General features: G+C 74.8%; 14 protein-coding genes. 9 read left to right on the top strand and 5 right to left on the bottom strand.

All coding sequences use genetic code 11. The annotated features are described in order from the left end of the window. Window positions 1-35 precede the first annotated feature (35 nt). Window positions 36-1,301 carry an MFS transporter gene (locus tag ABGA99_RS03855; protein WP_347577045.1) on the bottom strand — a complete coding sequence of 422 codons (1,266 nt, stop codon included), beginning with the start codon at window positions 1,299-1,301 and terminating at the stop codon, window positions 36-38. A 74-nt stretch (window positions 1,302-1,375) separates the two neighbouring features. Between ABGA99_RS03855 and ABGA99_RS03860 the strand changes: the two genes are divergently transcribed. From ABGA99_RS03860 to ABGA99_RS03875, 4 genes are all read left to right on the top strand, one after another. Next, a complete protein-coding gene (locus ABGA99_RS03860; RefSeq protein WP_347576983.1) occupies window positions 1,376-2,602 on the top strand; it encodes an ROK family protein in 1,227 nt (408 codons plus the stop codon). A 102-nt stretch (window positions 2,603-2,704) separates the two neighbouring features. Further along, the gene (locus ABGA99_RS03865; protein WP_347576984.1) at window positions 2,705-3,247 is read left to right on the top strand and encodes a dihydrofolate reductase family protein; all 543 of its coding nucleotides are present in this window, start codon (window positions 2,705-2,707) and stop codon (window positions 3,245-3,247) included. A 312-nt stretch (window positions 3,248-3,559) separates the two neighbouring features. Further along, window positions 3,560-4,894, top strand: a complete 1,335-nt coding sequence (locus ABGA99_RS03870; protein WP_347576985.1) for a transcriptional regulator — start codon at window positions 3,560-3,562, stop codon at window positions 4,892-4,894. A 44-nt stretch (window positions 4,895-4,938) separates the two neighbouring features. After that, on the top strand, window positions 4,939-5,472 hold the full coding sequence (locus tag ABGA99_RS03875) for an NUDIX domain-containing protein (protein ID WP_347576986.1): 534 nt from the start codon (window positions 4,939-4,941) through the stop codon (window positions 5,470-5,472). Between the two features lie 72 nt (window positions 5,473-5,544). On the opposite strand, the gene ABGA99_RS03880 is transcribed toward ABGA99_RS03875, so the two are convergent. Then, entirely contained in the window at window positions 5,545-5,802 is a 258-nt protein-coding gene (locus ABGA99_RS03880) for a hypothetical protein (protein WP_347576987.1), read from the bottom strand. Between the two features lie 319 nt (window positions 5,803-6,121). On the opposite strand from ABGA99_RS03880, the gene ABGA99_RS03885 reads away from it, so the two are divergent. The 3 genes from ABGA99_RS03885 to ABGA99_RS03895 are packed head-to-tail and all read left to right on the top strand — an operon-like array spanning window position 6,122 to window position 9,821. Next, window positions 6,122-6,433 carry an SHOCT domain-containing protein gene (locus ABGA99_RS03885; RefSeq protein WP_347576988.1) on the top strand — a complete coding sequence of 104 codons (312 nt, stop codon included), beginning with the start codon at window positions 6,122-6,124 and terminating at the stop codon, window positions 6,431-6,433. After that, entirely contained in the window at window positions 6,430-7,242 is an 813-nt protein-coding gene (locus ABGA99_RS03890) for an ABC transporter ATP-binding protein (RefSeq protein WP_347576989.1), read from the top strand. The genes ABGA99_RS03885 and ABGA99_RS03890 overlap by 4 nt, the downstream gene beginning before the upstream one ends. After that, window positions 7,239-9,821, top strand: a complete 2,583-nt coding sequence (locus tag ABGA99_RS03895) for an FtsX-like permease family protein (RefSeq protein ID WP_347576990.1) — start codon at window positions 7,239-7,241, stop codon at window positions 9,819-9,821. Before ABGA99_RS03890 ends, ABGA99_RS03895 begins: the two co-directional genes overlap by 4 nt. Window positions 9,822-9,886: 65 nt before the next feature. Here the strand turns inward: ABGA99_RS03895 and ABGA99_RS03900 are convergent, their stop codons facing one another. Next, complete coding sequence (locus tag ABGA99_RS03900; protein WP_347576991.1) at window positions 9,887-10,216, bottom strand: hypothetical protein; 330 nt, start codon at window positions 10,214-10,216, stop codon at window positions 9,887-9,889. 150 nt (window positions 10,217-10,366) lie between these two features. Here ABGA99_RS03900 and ABGA99_RS03905 point away from each other — a divergent pair, with 150 nt between their 5' ends. Further along, the gene (locus tag ABGA99_RS03905) at window positions 10,367-11,509 is read left to right on the top strand and encodes a PLP-dependent cysteine synthase family protein (protein ID WP_347576992.1); all 1,143 of its coding nucleotides are present in this window, start codon (window positions 10,367-10,369) and stop codon (window positions 11,507-11,509) included. 31 nt (window positions 11,510-11,540) lie between these two features. On the opposite strand, the gene ABGA99_RS03910 is transcribed toward ABGA99_RS03905, so the two are convergent. Beyond that, window positions 11,541-12,362, bottom strand: coding sequence for a DeoR/GlpR family DNA-binding transcription regulator (locus tag ABGA99_RS03910; RefSeq protein WP_347576993.1), 822 nt, complete (start codon window positions 12,360-12,362; stop codon window positions 11,541-11,543). A gap of 203 nt (window positions 12,363-12,565) precedes the next feature. On the opposite strand from ABGA99_RS03910, the gene ABGA99_RS03915 reads away from it, so the two are divergent. After that, complete coding sequence (locus tag ABGA99_RS03915; RefSeq protein ID WP_347582150.1) at window positions 12,566-15,043, top strand: hypothetical protein; 2,478 nt, start codon at window positions 12,566-12,568, stop codon at window positions 15,041-15,043. Here the strand turns inward: ABGA99_RS03915 and ABGA99_RS03920 are convergent. After that, window positions 15,013-17,466 carry a right-handed parallel beta-helix repeat-containing protein gene (locus tag ABGA99_RS03920; protein WP_347576995.1) on the bottom strand — a complete coding sequence of 818 codons (2,454 nt, stop codon included), beginning with the start codon at window positions 17,464-17,466 and terminating at the stop codon, window positions 15,013-15,015. The genes ABGA99_RS03915 and ABGA99_RS03920 overlap by 31 nt on opposite strands. Window positions 17,467-17,502 lie beyond the last annotated feature (36 nt).

Genomic DNA, 17,502 nt, shown 5'->3' on the forward strand with positions numbered 1-17,502 from the left:
CCGGCTCCCCGGCCGGCTCGGCAGGCCCGGTTTCCTCAGGTCCGGCTCCTCAGTCCCCTCCCACGTCCCGCGCGGGCGCCCGGTGTGCTCACGGCCTGCATCGCGTACGCGATGAGCGCGGCCGCCCCGGCGAGCAGCGCGACCGTGCTCAGCGCGGCGCGCAGCGAGAACCAGTCGGCGAGGAAGCCGATCGCCGGCGGGCCGAGGAGCATGCCGCCGTAGCCGAGGGTGGACGCGGCGGCGACGCCGTTCGGGCCCGCCAGTTCGCCGGCGCGGCCGATGGCGATGGGGAATATGTTGGCCAGGCCGAGCCCGGTGAGGGCGAAGCCGGCCAGGGCGCCCCAGACGGACGGGGAGAAGGAGCCGAGCAGCATGCCGACGCAGGCGGTCGCGCCGCCGGCGACCAGGGCGCGGTTCTGGCCCAGCCGCAGCAGCAGCGCGGTGCCGGAGAGCCGGCCGGCGGTCATGGCGAGGGCGAAGACGGAGTAGCCCGCGGCGGCGAGGCCCGGACCGGCGTCCAGGGACTCCTTCAGGTGCAGTGCGCTCCAGTCGGCCATGGCGCCCTCGCCGTACGCGGTGCACAGCGCGACCAGCCCGAGCACGGCGACGAGCAGCCGGGTACGCCCGGCGGGGCGCTGCGCCGCGGCCGTTTTTCCGCCCGGCTCGGCGTCCGGCCCGTCCACGCCGTCCGCACCGTCAGCGACATCGGGCGCGGGCGGCCGCTTCGGGGCCGGGAGGGCGAGGAGCGCGGGCCCGGCGAAGGCGGTGACGGCGAGCCCGAGCAGCGCGAGGAGCAGCAGGTGCCGGGTGGGGGAGAGGTGGCCCGCGACGAGGGCCCCGAGCCCGGCGCCGAGCATCCCGCCGAGGCTGAACGCCGCGTGGAAGCTGGGCATCACCGGCCGCCGGAGGGCGGCCACCAGGTCGACGGCCGCGCTGTTCATGGCGACGCTGATCGAGCCGAACGCGGCGCCGAAGACCACGAGGACCAGGCCGAGCGCGAGGGCGGAGCGGGTCAGCGGCGGCAGCACCACGCCGGCCGACAGCAGCGCGGCGGTGCCCACGGTCACGGCGTGGGCACCGTAGCGGCGGATGAGCCCGCCGGTGAGCACCATGGTCGCCACCCCGCCCGCGGACACGCCGAGCAGCGCCAGGCCCAGGGCGCTGGGCGAGGCGCCGGTCTGGTCCTTGATGTCGGGGATGCGGACGACCCAGCCGGCGAAGACGAAGCCGTCGAGGGCGAAGAAGACGGTCAGGACGGTACGGAGGCGGGCGAGCTGGGCTCCGGCGGGGCCGCGGGGCACGGTGGTGCCGCGCAGTGACCGGGGGAGCGCCGCCCGTATTTTGTTTAGCGTCGGCACAAAGGCAGAATAGAAGCGTGACGCCGACTCGTACAAGGCCCGCGCGACCCGAGAGAGGCCGGAGCGCGCTGGGGCCCGCGCTGGAGCTCGTCCACACCGGCCGGGCGCCCACCCGCGCCGTGCTCACCGCCGAGCTGGGCGTGACCCGCGCCACCGCGGGCGCGGTCGCGGCGGAGCTGGCGGCGCTGGGCCTGATCACCGTGGACTCCCGGCCCGCCGCCGCCGGACACCAGGGCCGGCCCTCGCACGGCCTGTCCGTGAACCCCGAGGGCCCCGTCGTGCTCGCCGCGCAGGTGCACGCGGACGGATTCCGCGCCGCGCTCGTCGGGCTCGGCGGCCGTATCGTCGCCACCGCCCCCGGCTGCGGAACAGTCCCGGCCGACCCCGCGCATGTCCTCGCGGCCGTCGTCGAGGAGGGCGCGAAGCTGCTGCGCGCCACCGGGCGGACCTGCGTGGGCGCGGGCCTGGCCGTACCGTCCGCGGTCGCCGAGCCGGACGGCGAAGCGCTCAACCCGCTGCACCTCGCCTGGCCCGTGGGCGCGCCCGTACGCCGGATCTTCCACGACTGTCTGACCGCCTCCGGTATCGAATTCGCCGCCGCCCCACGGGCGTTCACCGGCAACGACGTCAACCTCGCCGCTCTGGCCGAGCACCGCCACGGCGCCGGCCGCGGCTCGGCGCACCTGCTGTGCGTCGCCACCGGCCACCGCGGCGTCGGCGGGGCGCTCGTCCTCGACGGGCGGCTGCACACCGGCAGCGCCGGGCTCGCGCTGGAAGTCGGCCACCTGACCGTCAATCCCGACGAGGGCCTGCCCTGCCACTGCGGCAGCCGCGGCTGCCTGGACGTCGAGACCGACCCGCTGGCGCTGCTGACGGCCGCGGGCCGCGCGCCCGGCCCGGAGGTCTCGCTGCTGCAGCAGGCCCGCGAGCTGGTCCGCGAGGAGTACGCGGACCCGGCGGTCGCCGCCGCCGTCGAACTGGTCGTGGACCGCCTCGGCCTCGGCCTCGCGGGCCTGGTCAACATCCTCAACCCCGACCGCATCATCCTCGGCGGGCTGCACCAGGTCCTGCTGGCCGCCGCCCCCGAGCGGCTGCGTGCGCGGGTGGCGGACCGCAGCCTGTGGGGGCGCAGCGGCGGGGTCCCGGTGCTGGAGTGCACGCTCGACCACAACAGCCTGGTCGGGGCGGCCGAACTCGCCTGGCAGCCGGTGCTCGACGACCCCCTCGGCGTCCTGGCGGGGTGAGCACGGGCGGGCCGCGGGGGCGCGGGCCGATGATTTACGGGCCCGCCGCCGGTCCCACCCTCAGGCCCGACTGACCGCAGACCACCGAAGGAGAGGCGCCCCATGGCCAAGCTGCTGTACTCGGCGACCATGTCGCTCGACGGATTCATCGCGGGACCGGGCGGTGACATGTCCTGGCTCGCCGACCACCTCGGGGACAACCCCACGGTCGACGGGCTGATCCCGCGGGTCGGCTCGATCCTCTCGGGCGCGCGCAGCTTCTTCGGCGACGACCCGCACCGCGGCACGGAGAACGAGGGCGAGGCGTTCGGCGGCGGCTGGGAGGGGCAGCAGTTCGTGCTCACCCACCGCCCGCCGGCCGAGCCCGTCCCCGGCGTCACCTTCTCCGACGACCTCGGCACCGCCGTCAGTGCGGCCAAGGCCGCCGCGGGCGACGGCTACGTGAACGTCATCGGCGCCGACGTCGCCCGCCAGTGCATCGAGGCGGGCCTGCTGGACGAGGTCCTGGTGTTCACCACGCCGGTGTTCCTCGGCGACGGCGTCCGGCTCTTCGACCGCCCCGGTGGTGCCCGGGTCCGGCTGGAGCAGGTACAGGTGTCCGCCCTGCCGCACTGCACCGGGATCTGGCTGCGCGTCGTCGGCTGAGCGGCCGTACGGCCCCGCCACCCCGGTCGCGAGCGGCCGCGGGCCGGACCGCCGTCCGGTCCGCGGCGCTCACGCCGGTGGGGGGTTGCCGCCCGCCCGGCCGGCCAGGTGCCGGGTCCGGCACGGCCGGGCGGGGCGGCTACGGAACCGCCGCCAGGCTGCGGGGAAGCGAGCGGACCCGATGCCGCACAGTCAACTCGCCACCCGCGCCCACCGGGAGGGCGCACACGCCACGACTGCGGGCGCGCACTTCACACCCCGTGTGAAAGTCCCTCGGTTACGCTGGCGAACACCCTGCTCGCAGGAGGGCATATGGAGCCCAACACCCTGCTCGACGCGGCACTCGACGAAGCCGGGATCTCCCACGCCGGGCTCGCCGCGCACGTCAACCGGGCCGGCGCGGCCCGCGGTCTGCGGCTGCGTTACGAGCACACCGCCGTGGCCCGCTGGCTGAAGGGACAGCGACCACGCGGCCAGGTGCCCGACGTCATCTGCGAAGTGCTCGCCGAACGGCTCGACCGCCCCGTCACGTTGGACGACATCGGCTTCGGGTCCGCCGGCGGCCCCTCGGCCGCCGCGCCGCTCGCCCGCTTCGTCGAGCGGGCCACCGCCCTGTGGCGCTCCGACGAGCAGCAGCAGCCGCACGTCGTCGGCGCCCGCGCGCTGACCGGCACCCCCGCCGTCATCCCGGTGTGGGAGTGGGAGAACCCGCCGGAGGACGGGGACGTCTCCCGTTCCGGCCCGGTGCACGTCAGCGAGGCCGACGTCACCACACTCAAGGCCGCCCGCGCCCATTACGAGCAGATGTACCGCAAGGCCGGCGGCATGGCGACCCGCGCCCGCGTCGTGCGCTTCCTCAACTCCGAGGCGGCGCCGCTGCTCCGCGGCTCGTACGGCGACGACCTCGGCCGCCGGCTGCACCGGGCCACCGGCGGCCTCGTCGCCGTCGCGGGCATCTGCGCGTACGACTCGGACGCCCTCGGCCTCTCCCAGCGCTACTTCCACCAGGCGCTGCGGCTGGCCAAGGCCAGCGGGGACCGCGGCTTCGGGGCATACGTCATCGCCATGCTCGTCAACCAGTCCCTGTTCCTCAGGGAGTACCGCCAGGCGGTCGCGTTCGCGGAGGCCGCGCTGCGGGCCGCCGACCAGGACGTCAGCCCCGCCTTGGCGGCCGATCTGTACGCGATGCAGGCCAAGGCGTACGCCTTCCTCGGCGACCGCTCGGGCACCCTGGACTGCATCCGTCGCGCCGAGTCCGCCGCCGGGCGGATCAGCGCACGCCAGGAGCCGGCCGAGACGGACTACGTCCAGCCGGGTCTGGTCAACGTGCAGGTCGCCGAGGCGCTCTTACGCATCGGGGACCTGCGCGCCGCCCGCGAACAGGCGGCGACCGCCGTGCACCGGCCCGCTCACGACCGGGGGCGGGTGCACCGGCTGGCGATTCTGAGCCACGTCGAACTGCGTCAGGGGGACGCCGAGGAGGCGGCGCAGGCGGCGCTGGAAATGGCAAGAGCGGCCAGAGGGATGGAGTCGCAGCGGCTGCGGGACAGGTTGCGCGCGGTCCGTCGCCATCTGACCGAGACCGGCGGAGGGGGGACCGCCGAGGCGGCAGAGCTGATCGACGCAGCGTTGCGCGTTCCGCTCTGAGGCGGGGGCCGTCACCGCCACTGGACGGCGACAAGGGGGACTACGTGCGATGGAGGAATCTCAGGGAGCACACCGTGTACGAAAACCGTTGGTTCCGCGTCAACCTGGCCGACGTGGAACTCCCGGACGGGCGCCACCTTGATCACTACCTGATCCGCCTGCGACCCGTCGCCGTGGCGACCGCGGTCAACGAGGCGAACGAGGTGCTGCTGCTCTGGCGGCACCGTTTCATCACCGACGTCTACGGATGGGAGCTGGCCGCCGGGGTGGTGGAGGACGGGGAGGACCCCGAGGCCGCCGCCGCCCGCGAGATGGAGGAGGAGACCGGCTGGCGGCCCGGCCCGCTCACGCACCTGATGACCGTCGAGCCGTCGAACGGCCTGACGGACGCCCGCCACCTCGTGTACTACGCCACGGAGGCGGTGCAGCTCGGCGACCCCGAGGACGACTTCGAGTCCGACAGACGCGAGTGGGTGCCCCTGAAGGGGGTGCCCGACATGGTCGGCCGCGGGGAGGTGCCCGCGGCGAACATGGCCGCGGCGCTGCTGATGCTCCATCACCTCCGCCTCGGCGCCTGATCTGCGCGTACCCGTCCGCCGGCCCCGCCACTGCGGGACCGGCGGCCGGTGCTCGACGGCCGTGTACGCCGCTCAGCGGCCCAGGGCCTGCCATAACGCCAGTGCCATCGCCGCCGCGCCGGTCAGCGCGGCGATCGAGGGCAGTGGCCAGCGCGAGTGCTCCAGCGAGGTGACGCGTGCCGTCAGTTCGTCGATCTCCCGCTCCATCTGCTGACTGCGCTGCGACAGCAGTGCGAGCCGCCCGTCGATGCGGGCCTGGCCCACGTCGAGGGAGCGCCGGATCTCGGCGAGCTCGGACACGACCGCACTCGTGTCGGGTTCGGTGGCCACGGTCTGCTCTCCTTTGTCCCGTCCTTGCCCCGTGTCCGCTTCCATGGAAGCGGACACGGGGGGCGCGCGGCAGCGTGTGGAGGGTGCATATGCACGTGCCCCGGACGCGCCCCGTGTGAATACATGACGCAGCGTGACGGCCGCGGGCGTACCCACCGGCGCACGCCCCCGCGGACGGCGGCGGGAAGCAGCCGGCGCCCGCCCGCATACTCCGCCGGGAGCAGGCCGGGTGCCGCTGGCCGTACGACGACCCGGACCCCCTTCCGGCGGGAGTCTCGATGGTGTCAGCACCACGGAAACCATCGAGGAGTCGAGACCGATGAACACACTGGCGCACGGGAACGACGGCGGACCCGGACCCTGGATCCTGCTCTTCCCGCTCATGTGGGCGCTGGTCCTCGGCGGGCTGTTCTTCTTCGTCCGCCGCGTCGTCTGGCGCGGCCGGGGCGCGCCCTGGCAGCGGTTCCCCGGCGGCCCCGGCGGTCCGGGCTACGGCGAGCAGTCGCCGATCGCCGTCCTCGGCCGGCGTTTCGCGGCCGGTGAGATCGACGAGGACGAGTACTGGCGCCGGCTGTCCGTGCTGAACGAGGAGTTCGGCCGCCGTGCCGAGGGCAAGGGCGGTGCGGCATGACCTCCGCGACCACCGCCCCGGTACGCGCCGGCGCGGCCGCCCGCGTGGTCGACGCGGTCAAGGTCTACGGCAGCGGCGACACCGAGGTCCGGGCGCTCGACGGCGTCGGGGTCGCCTTCCCGGCCGGCCGGTTCACGGCCATCATGGGTCCCTCGGGGTCCGGGAAGTCCACGCTGATGCACTGCGCGGCCGGCCTCGACACGCTCACCGCGGGCGCCGCCTTCATCGGCGACACCGAGTTGGGCGCGCTCGACGACAAGCGGCTGACGATGCTGCGCCGGGACCGGATCGGCTTCGTCTTCCAGGCGTTCAACCTGCTGCCGACGCTGACCGTCGCGGAGAACATCACGCTGCCGATGGACCTCGCGGGCCGCCGCGGCGACCTCGCGTGGACCGACTCGCTGATCGACGTGGTCGGCCTGCGCGACCGGCTGCACCACCGGCCCGCCGAGCTGTCCGGCGGCCAGCAGCAGCGCGTCGCCGTGGCCCGCGCCTTCGCCGGCCGCCCCGACGTGGTCTTCGCCGACGAACCCACCGGCAACCTCGACTCGCGCTCCGGCGCCGAGGTCCTGGGCCTGCTCGCCGACACGGTGCGCGAACTGGGCCGCACCGTCGTCATGGTCACCCACGACCCGGTCGCCGCGGCCTACGCCGACGAGGTGGTCTTCCTCGCCGACGGCCGCCTCGTCGACCGCATGGCCGCGCCCACCGCGGACCGCGTACTGGACCGCATGCAGCGCTTCGTGGGCGAGACCCCTCGTACGGCACGTTCCCTGGACACCACTGCGGAGAGGAAGAGTGCGTCATGAGCGGCACCCGCGCGTCGCTGCGGCTGAGCATGGCCGGACTGCGCACGCACAAGCGGCGGTTCGCCGGCACGTTCTTCGCCGTGCTCCTCGGCGTCGCGTTCCTCGGGGGCACCCTCGTCATGGGGGACACCCTCAGGTCCAGCTTCGACGCCATGTTCGGCCGCGCCACCAGCGGTACGGACGCGGTGGTGCGCGGCGACGACATGATCACCACCCCCGGCGAGTCGTTCGGCACCCGCAGGACCGTTCCCACGGAACTGGCGGACGAGATCGCGCGGATGCCGGGCGTCGCCGCGGCCGAGCCCCGCATCGAGGGCCCCGGGCAACTCCTCGACAAGGACGGCGAGCCGGTGGGCGGCGGTGGCCCTCCGACCCTGGCCGGCAACTGGATCGCCGACGAGGAGCTGAACTCGTACCAGATCGCCGAGGGCCGCGCGCCCGAGCGCTCCGGCGAGGCGGTCGTCAACAGGGGCGCCGCGAAGGACGCCGGCCTGGGCATCGGCGACACCACGACCGTGCGCACCCCCGACCCGCTGAAGGTGACGATCGTCGGCATCTCCACCTTCGGCGGCGAGGACGCGATGGGCCAGACCAGCTTCACGGCGCTGACCCGGGCCGACGCGGAGAAGTACCTGACGTCCGAGCCCGGCCGGGCCACCAGCATCCAGGTGCGCGCGGGCCCGGGGGAGAGCCAGGCCGACGTGGTCCGGTCCCTGTCCCCGGCGCTGCCCGAGGGCATCGAGGCCGTCACCGGGCAGGAGGTCACCGAGGAGAACCAGGACCAGATCGCCGGCCAGTTCCTCAGCGGCTTCACCGCCGGCCTGCTCGGCTTCGCGGGCGTGGCCATGCTGGTCGCGACGTTCAGCATCTACAACACCTTCGCGATCGTCGTCGCCCAGCGCACCCGCGACAACGCCCTGCTGCGGGCGCTCGGCGCCACCCGGCGCCAGGTCGTGGCCCAGACCATGGCCGAGGCCCTGGCCGTCGCCGTGCTCGCCTCGCTCGTCGGCCTCGCCGGCGGCGTGGGGATCGCAGCCGGGCTCCAGGCGCTCTTCCCGGCGGTCGGATTCCCCTTCCCCGACGGCGACTTGGTGATCAGCGGGCTGTCGCTCGCGCTGCCGTTCGCCACCGGCGTCCTGGTCTGCCTGGCCTCCGCGCTGGCCCCCGCGGTCCGCGCCGGCCGTACGTCGCCGCTGGCGGCGCTGCGCGAGACGGCCGTGGACGACTCGGGCTCCTCCCGGGTACGCGCCCTCGTCGGCGGCGTGCTCACCGCCGCCGGCGTCGTCCTGACGGTGTACGGGGCGTCGTCCGGCCCGTCGGTGATGCTCACGGTCGCCGGCGCGGTCGTCACGCTCGCCGCCTTCGTGGTGCTGGGCCCGGTGGCGTCCTCGTACGCCGTACGGATCCTCGGTGCCCCGCTGCGCCGCATGAACGGGCGCCTGGCCCGCCGCAACGCGCTGCGCAGCCCCAGGCGCACCGCGGCCACGGCGACCGCGCTGATGATCGGCGTCGCCGTGGTGTCGCTGTTCACGGTCTTCGGCGCCTCGCTGAAGTCCACGATGGACCAGACCGTCTCGCGCGCCTTCGCCGGCGACGTGGCGGTGCGGGTGCCCGCCTTCGGGCCGGAGAGCGGCGCGCTGAGCCCGAAGGTCGCCCCGGCGGTGGCGGAGCTGCCGGAGGTGGAGCACGCGCTCGGCCTCGGCAGCGGCGTGGCCCGGGTGGACGATGGGGGTACCGAGGCCGAAGGCAGTGGGGGAGGGCGGGCGCTGACCATCACGGATCCCGGGAGGATGGGCGAGGTGCTGGACCTCGGTACGGTCCAGGGCAGCCTGACGGGCCTGGGCACGGACGGGGTCGCGGTCTCCAAGAGCGAGGCGGACGACCACGGCTGGCAGGTCGGCAGCACCGCGGACTTCACCTTCACCGACGGTGAGAAGCAGCCGTTCACCGTACGCGCCGTCTTCGACCGGGCGGACCTGGCCGGGGACTACGTCCTCACCCGCGAGGCGTGGGAGCCGCACCGCATGCAGGACTCCGACTCGCTGGTCGCCGTCGCCTTCAAGGACGGTGTGGCCGAGGCGGACGGCAAGGCGGCGGTGGAGACCGTCGCCGAGCGGTACGGCAACCCGGAGGTGCAGACGCGGGACGAGTTCGCCGAGTCCTCCGCGGCGGGCGTCGACATGATGCTGACGCTGGTGTACGCGTTGCTGGCACTCGCCGTGCTCATCGCCCTGCTGGGCATCGCCAACACCCTGACCCTCGCCGTGCACGAGCGCACCCGCGAACTGGGCCTGCTCCGCGCGGTCGGCCAGACCAGGGCGCAGCTCCGCGCGATGGTCCGCTGGGAGTCGGTGCTCGTCGCCGCCTTCGGCACGGCGGGCGGGCTGACGCTCGGCGCGTTCCTCGGCTGGGCCATGACGAAGGCCACGGACTCCTCCGGCGACGGGGTGTTCACGGTGCCGCCGATGCAGTTGGCGATCGTGGCCCTGGTCGGCCTCACCGCGGGCGCCCTGGCCGCCTGGCGCCCGTCCCGGCGGGCGGCCAGGCTGGACGTCCTGGGCGCGATAGCGAGCGAGTGACCGGCGGAGGTACGCGGCGGACGGCCCGTTCGGCTCCTCGGGGAGCGGGACGGGCCCTCGTCACGTCAGCCGAAGTCCGCCGTGCCGCGTGCGGCGCGTACCGCTTCGAGGAAGCGGCCCGCCGCCTTCTCGCCCGACTCCTCGTCCTTGCCCCGCTCGCCCGCCAGCGTCAGGACGTACTGTCTGCCGTTGACCGACGCCACCGCCCGGTCACCGCGGCCGAACCACGGGCGGGCCGCGCGCACCTCCTTGACCGGGGCGCTGTCGATCTGGGTGCCGTAGCTGGTCAGCAACTCCAGCCGGCCGTCCTTGATATGCACCTGCCCCGCCCGGGTCAATGAGCGCAACCAGCGCCCTATCCGTACCCCGCGAGCCGTGTACTCCGTCTCCGCCACGCCGACCCTCCTCGGCTCCCCCACAGCGCTCCCCCTGGAGCGATGAGCGCGCATGGGCGGCACCACCCCGCGACAGCGGGCGGCACCAGCACTCCTGCCAGTGTGCCCACGACCGGCCGAGGTGGCCAGAGGCCCGCATATGATCAGGTGGTGACCGCCAGCGCACAGCCTCCGGCCGCCGCGCCCGGCGGCGCCCTTCCCACCCTCGACGTCGACCGCAGCGACCCCGCCGCCCGTGCCTGGCTGCAGGAGGCCGTCCGCAAGGTGCAGGCCGACGCCAACCGCACCGCCGACACCCATCTGCTCCGCTTCCCGCTGCCCGAGCGCTGGGGCATCGACCTGTACCTCAAGGACGAGTCCACCCACCCCACCGGCAGTCTCAAACACCGCCTCGCGCGCTCCCTCTTCCTCTACGGCCTCTGCAACGGCTGGATCCGTCCCGGCAAGCCCGTCATCGAGGCGTCCTCCGGCTCCACCGCCGTCTCCGAGGCGTACTTCGCCGACCTCATCGGCGTGCCCTTCATCGCCGTGATGCCGCGCACCACCAGCAGCGAGAAGACCCGCCTCATCGAGTTCCACGGCGGCACCTGCCATCTGGTGGACGACCCGCGGACGGTGTACGAGGTGTCCGCCCGGCTCGCCGAGGAGACCGGCGGCCACTACATGGACCAGTTCACCTACGCCGAGCGGGCGACGGACTGGCGCGGCAACAACAACATCGCCGAGTCGATCTACACCCAGCTCCGCCTGGAGCGCTTCCCCGAGCCCGCCTGGATCGTCGCCACCGCGGGCACCGGCGGCACGTCCGCCACCATCGCCCGTTACGTGCGCTACCTCCAGTACGACACCCGCGTCTGCGTCGCCGACCCGGAGAACTCCTGCTTCTTCGCCGGCTGGGAGAGCGGCGACCCGGACGTCACCGTGGACAGCGGCTCACGCATCGAGGGCATCGGCCGCCCCCGCATGGAGCCCAGCTTCCTGCCCGCGGCCATCGACCGGATGATGAAGGTCCCCGACGCGGCCACCGTCGCCGCCGTACGCGCCCTGGAGCGGGCCATCGGCCGCCGCGCGGGCGGCTCGACCGGCACCGGGCTCTGGAGCGCGCTGCGGATCGTCGGGGAGATGGTCGCCGACGGGACCAACGGCAGTGTCGTCACCCTGATCTGCGACCCGGGCGACCGCTACCTCGACAAGTACTACTCCGACGACTGGCTCGCCGAGCAGGGCCTCGACATCGGCCCGTACGCCGCGCACCTCGATGCCTTCCTCGCCACCGGCCGCTGGACCTGCTGACGCCCCGCCCGCTTCGCCCCGGCCCGGCCGCTCAGCCCTCCGACGGCTCCTGCGGCTCGCCCGCGACCACGACCTCCGGCAGATGCTCCGCCATCTCCGCCCGCGCGTCAGGACGCACCCCCGGGTCCGTCACCAGCGCGTCCACCGCGTCCAGCGAGGCGAACGAACTCAGGCCCACGGTGCCCCACTTGGTGTGGTCCGCGACCACCACGACGCGCCGCGCCGCCCGCACCAGGTGCCGGTTCGTCTCCGCCTCCGCCAGGTTCGGCGTGGAGAGACCGGCCTGCACCGATATGCCGTGCACCCCGATGAACAGCACGTCGAAGTGGAGCGTGCGGATCGCCTGGTCGGTCACCGGGCCGACCAGCGAGTCCGACGGCGTCCGCACCCCGCCCGTCAGCACCACCGTCGCACCGCGCGCCCCCGGCTGCTGCGCCGCGTAGAACACGTCGGCCACGCGCACCGAGTTGGTCACCACCGTCAGGTCCGGGACCTCCACCAGATGCCGCGCCAGCGCGAACGTCGTCGTCCCGCCGGAGAGCGCGATGGCCGCGCCGGGCGCCACCATCTGCGCCGCCGCGCGGGCGATCTCCTCCTTCGCGCCCGTCTCCCGGGAGGACTTGGCCTCGAAGCCCGGCTCATGCGTGCTCGCCTCGGCCAGCGGGACCGCGCCGCCGTGCACCTTCTCCACGACCCCCTGGCGCGCGAGCGCGTCGAGGTCGCGCCTGATGGTCATGTCCGAGACGTTCAGCCGGCGCGTCAGCTCGTTCACCCGTACCCCGCCGCGGCGCCGGACCTCGTCCAGGATGAGGGCCCGGCGCTGCTCCGCGAGCAGGTTCTGGTTGTCGCTCACGCCGTCCGCCCTTCGTCCCGGGGTCGCTTGTCCGGGTCATCTTCCCATGCGGGTACGACACCTGGCCGCGGGTGTTCGGCCACCGGGGGAACCCGGCGTCACGATTCTGCTTCGCCTGCCGCGCGGGAAGCTGCACCGGACGGCCGATCCCGGGATGCTGGACACCGGTAGTGACCGCAGGACGGTACGGGGGGGCGAGAGGCATGCAGCCGGAAGCGCTGAGCGCCAAGGGGCGCACACCGCCGGGCGGGACGGACGGACACGACGGCACGGCGCCGCAGCCGGCGCTGGAGCTGCTGGTCCACGGCGTCGGCGGGGCCACCCCGCAGGAGATGCTGGGGGACCCGCGCACGGAGCTGGTCACCGGCGACCGTACGGCCGGCATCCACCGCCGTACGGACGACGTGCGGGCAGAGGAGCTTGCGGGGGAAGCCGCGGGGGAGCAGCGCGGGGAAGGCGGCGGATCCCGTACGGAGCCGGTGCAGGAGGCGTACTGCTGGTCGAACCTGACCTCCGGCAACGGCGCCCGCGCGCTGTGGCTGGTCCTCCTTCCGTTCATGATCGCCAACCTCGCGCACTGGATGCGCCCCGCCGCCCCGGCGCGGCACGGCGCCCACCGGGCGTACGACGTGCTGGTGCGGATCTTCGCGCTCACGCTCACCGTGCAGCTCGTGCTGGCCGCCGGCGAGGTGACGCTCGACCTGCTGGCCTGGCAGTGCGCGGGCAGCGCGCACTGCGTCGCGGACAAGTCGTGGCTCGGCTTCATGTCCGCCGGCTCCGGCGGCTGGTTCGGGGCGCCCGGGAGGCGGCTCGCGCTGGCCGCGCTGGTGCCCGTGCTGCTGACGGCGCTGCTGTGGTGGCTGTCGCGGCGCACCTGGAGCATGTACGAGTCGGCCAAGCCCTCCCCTCGCGCGGGCGCTCCCGCCGCCGGTGGGGATCAGCCCGCGCTCTCCCTGCCCGGCTTCTGGTACGGGCGCCGCCTGGTGGCCCGGCTGCGCGCCGCGCACACCGCCACGGGGCTTCTCGCCGTCGCCTCCGCGCTCGTCACCGTCACCGTCGCGGCCGACGAGGACACCGGCGGCGGGCTCCGCGTCACCGGCTGGGTGCTCGGCGCCCTGACCGCCGCCGGCTGGGTCGCCGTCGTCGCACTCGTCTGCCGCTCGGGCCGGACGGAGGCGGAGCCGGACATGGGCGAGGACCGCCGCGCCGTGCGGGCCCTGCCCCTCGCCGCGCTCGCGCTGCTGGCCGCGGTGCTCGTGCACACCTCCTGGTCCCGGCCCGACTGGGTCGCCACCGGACGGCTGCCCGGCACGTCGGTCTTCGGCGGCCTCGCCGTGGCGCAGGGCGTGCTCGCGGCGGGGCTCGCGGTCACCGGCTGGCTGCTCCAGCGCCGCGCCACCGGCGAGCCGCCCGCGCTGCGCGGCCTCGGCGGCGCGTGCGTGGCGCTGCTGGCCAGCGCCGTGGCCGGGGTCTTCTCCGGCGGCGTCGCCCAGCGGGTCGCCGACTGGCTGGACCGCGGTGCCACCCCCGGCGAGAACGGCCCGCTCGCGGGCCCGCCCGTCGTGCTGTCCTGGCAGGCCACGGCGATACCCGTGATCGCCCTTCTCGTGCTGCTGCTGGCGCTGGCCGGCGGCTGGCGGACGTGGGTGGTGCGCCGCCGCATCGCCACCGAGGTCGCCGGGCTCTACCCCACCGAGCACCGTTACACCGAGGACAACGACCCGCGCACCGGACGCATCGCCGGTGCCATCGCCCGCGCCCGGCTCACCGACGACGCGCCGCCCGCGCTCGGCGCCGCCGCGCTGGCCACCCTGGTCCTCGGCGCGGGCGCCGTCCTCGGCGCCTGGCTCACCGACGAGGTCCCCGGCAAGGCCGCTCGCGGCGCCCCGGGACCGCTGCCCGGGCTGGCGCAGACCGGGCAGGCGCTCGGCTCCTGGATGATGGGCGCCGGGGTCATCCTGCTGCTGGCCATGGGACGGCAGGCGTACCGGGACCCCAAGTCGCGCCGTACGGTCGGGATCCTCTGGGACGTCGGCACCTTCTGGCCGCGCGCCGCCCACCCCTTCGCACCCCCCTGCTACGCCGAGCGCGCCGTGCCCGACCTCGCCTGGCGGACCAGCACCTGGACCAGCCGCACCGGCGGCTGCCTCGTCATCTCCGGGCACTCCCAGGGCAGCGTGCTCGCCGCCGCCGCGGTCTGGCAGCTCGACCCGGACATCCGCGGCCGGGTCGCGCTGCTGACGTACGGATCACCGCTGCGCCGGCTCTACGGGCGCTGGTTCCCGGCGTACTTCGGCGACCGGGCGCTGGCCGAACTCGACGACCAGACGCACGCCTGGCGCAACCTGTGGCGGCTGACCGACCCCATCGGCGGCCCGGTGCGGCCCACGCCGCCGGACGGGCGGCCCAGCGACGTCGACCGCAAGCCGCTCAAGGACCCACTGGCCTTCGAGCGCACGCCGGAACACCCGCTGCCCGCCGCGATCAACGCGCACTCCGACTACCAGGCCGACCCGGCCTTCGCCGTCGAACGCGCCGAACTGATCGCCCGGATCGCCGTCGCGCCCGCCGCGCGCGCGGAGGAGTGGCCGCGGCAGGTGCCGCGGCCCGCGGGGGAGCCGGGCGCCGAGACCGCGGACGGGGCGGCCGCTCAGGGCAGAACCGGGATGTCGTCCGCGTAGAGGAGCGTCAGCTCGTCGGTCGTGGGATCCGGAAGCTGGGCCACGCGGCCGGCGTGCCGCTCCACCATCGCCTCGAACGTCTGCCGGGCGGTACGGCCGTTGCCGAAGCCGGCGCCCTTGGGGATCACGGTGAAGTACTTCAGCAGCGCCTCGTCCGTACCGTCACCGAGGCGGTACTCGTGCTCCTCGGCCTGCTGCGTGACTATCCGCAGCAGTTCCTCGGCGGTGTAGTCGCCGAAGGTGATGGTGCGTGAGAAGCGCGAGGCCACGCCCGGGTTGACGGCGAGGAACCGCTCCATCTCCGTGGTGTAGCCGGCGGCGATCACCACCACCGACTCGCGGTGGTCCTCCATCAGCTTCACGAGCGTGTCGATGGCCTCGCGGCCGAAGTCGCGGCCGGAGTCCTCGGGCGCCAGCGCGTACGCCTCGTCGATGAACAGCACGCCGCCGTGGGCCCGTTCGAACGCCTGCTGGGTGCGGATCGCCGTCGAGCCGATGTGCTCGCCGACCAGGTCCACCCGGGAGACCTCCACCAGGTGCCCGCGCTCCAGCACGCCCAGCGACGACAGGATCTCGCCGTACATCCGCGCCACCGTCGTCTTGCCGGTGCCGGGGGAGCCGGTGAAGACCAGGTGGCGGCGGACCGAAGCGGCCTTCAGGCCCGCCTGCCGGCGCCGCCGGCCGACCTCGATCATGTCGGTCAGCGCCCGCACCTCGCGCTTGACGTTCTCCAGCCCGACCAGCGCGTCCAGCTCCGCCAGCACCTCCCGGGCGGGCCGGGTCGCGGGCGGCGCCTCGACGGCCGCCCGCGCGGCACCCGCCGCGCCCGCCTGCTGCGGCGCGAAGGCGCCCAGCAGGCCGTCCGGTTCCGGCTCGGTACGGGCGGCGGGCACCGTGGGGCGGGCGCTCGCCATCTCGGCGCTCTCGTCGCTCGTGCAGTCCTCCACGACGGGACCGCCGGCGGAGCCCTCGGGGGCGGACGGGCCCGCGTCCGCGAACTCGTAGCCGCCGCGCGCGCAGCGCTCCGTACGGCAGCGGGTCAGGGTCGAACGGCAGCCGTCGATGACGTGGAAGCCGTACCCGAGACTCCCGGTGACCCGGCAGCCCGTGAACGAGCCGCGGCCCGCGGCCGAGACGAACACCCCGGCCTCCGTGGGCGAGGTGATCGTGCACCCCTCGACCGCCGGGTCGGCGCCCTTGGTGACGATGATCCCCGAGGCGACCGAGTCGACCGTGGTGTCCCGCACCGTGCCGCCGCTGCCGTGGTCGCGGAACCACGCGCCGGTCGCCGCGTCCCGGATCCGGCACTGCTCCAGCGCGACGGTGGCGCCGTCGCTCACCGACACCGCCGTGCCGCGGATCTGCGCGAGGTCGGTGTCGGTCGCCTCGACCGCCGAGCCGCGGTCGAGGACGACGAGCGCGTCGGGCACGTCGTGCACCCGGCAGGACGTGAACGACGCGGCGGCGCCGTCGCTCACCCACACCGCGGGATAGTCGCCGGTGCTGTCGTGGACCTCGCACTGCGCCGCCTCGGCGCGCGTGCCCGCGTCCCACACCGACAGGCCGTTGCGCCCGAACCGGCGCACGGTGACCCGCGCCAGCCGCGCCTGCGCGCGCGAGCGCAGGTCCACGGCGTTCTCCGGGACGTCGTGGATCTCGCAGTCGGTGAGCTTGACGACCGCCTCGGTGTCGAGGGAGATGCCGTCACCCGAGGTGCGGTGCACCGTGCAGTCCGTCAGCTCCCCGGAGGCGCGGGACGTCAACTGCACGCCGGCGCCCTTGATCTCGTAGACCTCGCAGCCCACCGCCTCGACCGTGCTCCCCTCGCCGGTGAGCAGCAGCCCGGCGCCGCCCGCGTGGTGGATGCGGCACTGCGACAGGTGCGCGCTCGAACCGCCGCGCACCGCGACCCCGCTGCGCCCGGCGGCCAGCACCTCGCAACCCTCCAGCGCGCCGCCGGACCCGTCGGCGAACGTGACCCCCGTACCCACCGGGTTGTCGACGGCGCAGCGGCGGACCGTGGGCCGGGCGTCGCCGCGGATCTCTATGCCCGCTGCGGAGCGGGTGACCACCCGCAGCCCGGTCAGCTCCGGCCGCCCCGCCTCGACGAGCACCGCCGGGACCGCCGCGTCCTCCCCCTCGACGTGCAGCCCCTCGACCACCGCGGACGCCCGGACGGTCAGCGCCACGCCGTCGGCCGGCGCGATGCGGACGGAGCCGACCGCGCCGCCGGGGCCGCGCAGCGTCACCGCCCGCTCCAGCACGACGTTTTCCCGGTACGTGCCCGGGGCCAGTGACAGCACGTCACCGTCGCCCGCGGCCTCCAGGGCCGCCGCGAGCGACCCGTACTCCCCGGTGCGCCGGCGCCATCGCCCGGCCCGTGTGGAGCCGGTGTGCGTGACCTGGACGGAGCCCTGTGCCATGTCCTGCTCTGCCCCCACCTCGTGCGTCGGCTTGGC

Source organism: Streptomyces sp. B5E4 (assembly GCF_039871555.1).
Classification (GTDB): domain Bacteria; phylum Actinomycetota; class Actinomycetes; order Streptomycetales; family Streptomycetaceae; genus Streptomyces.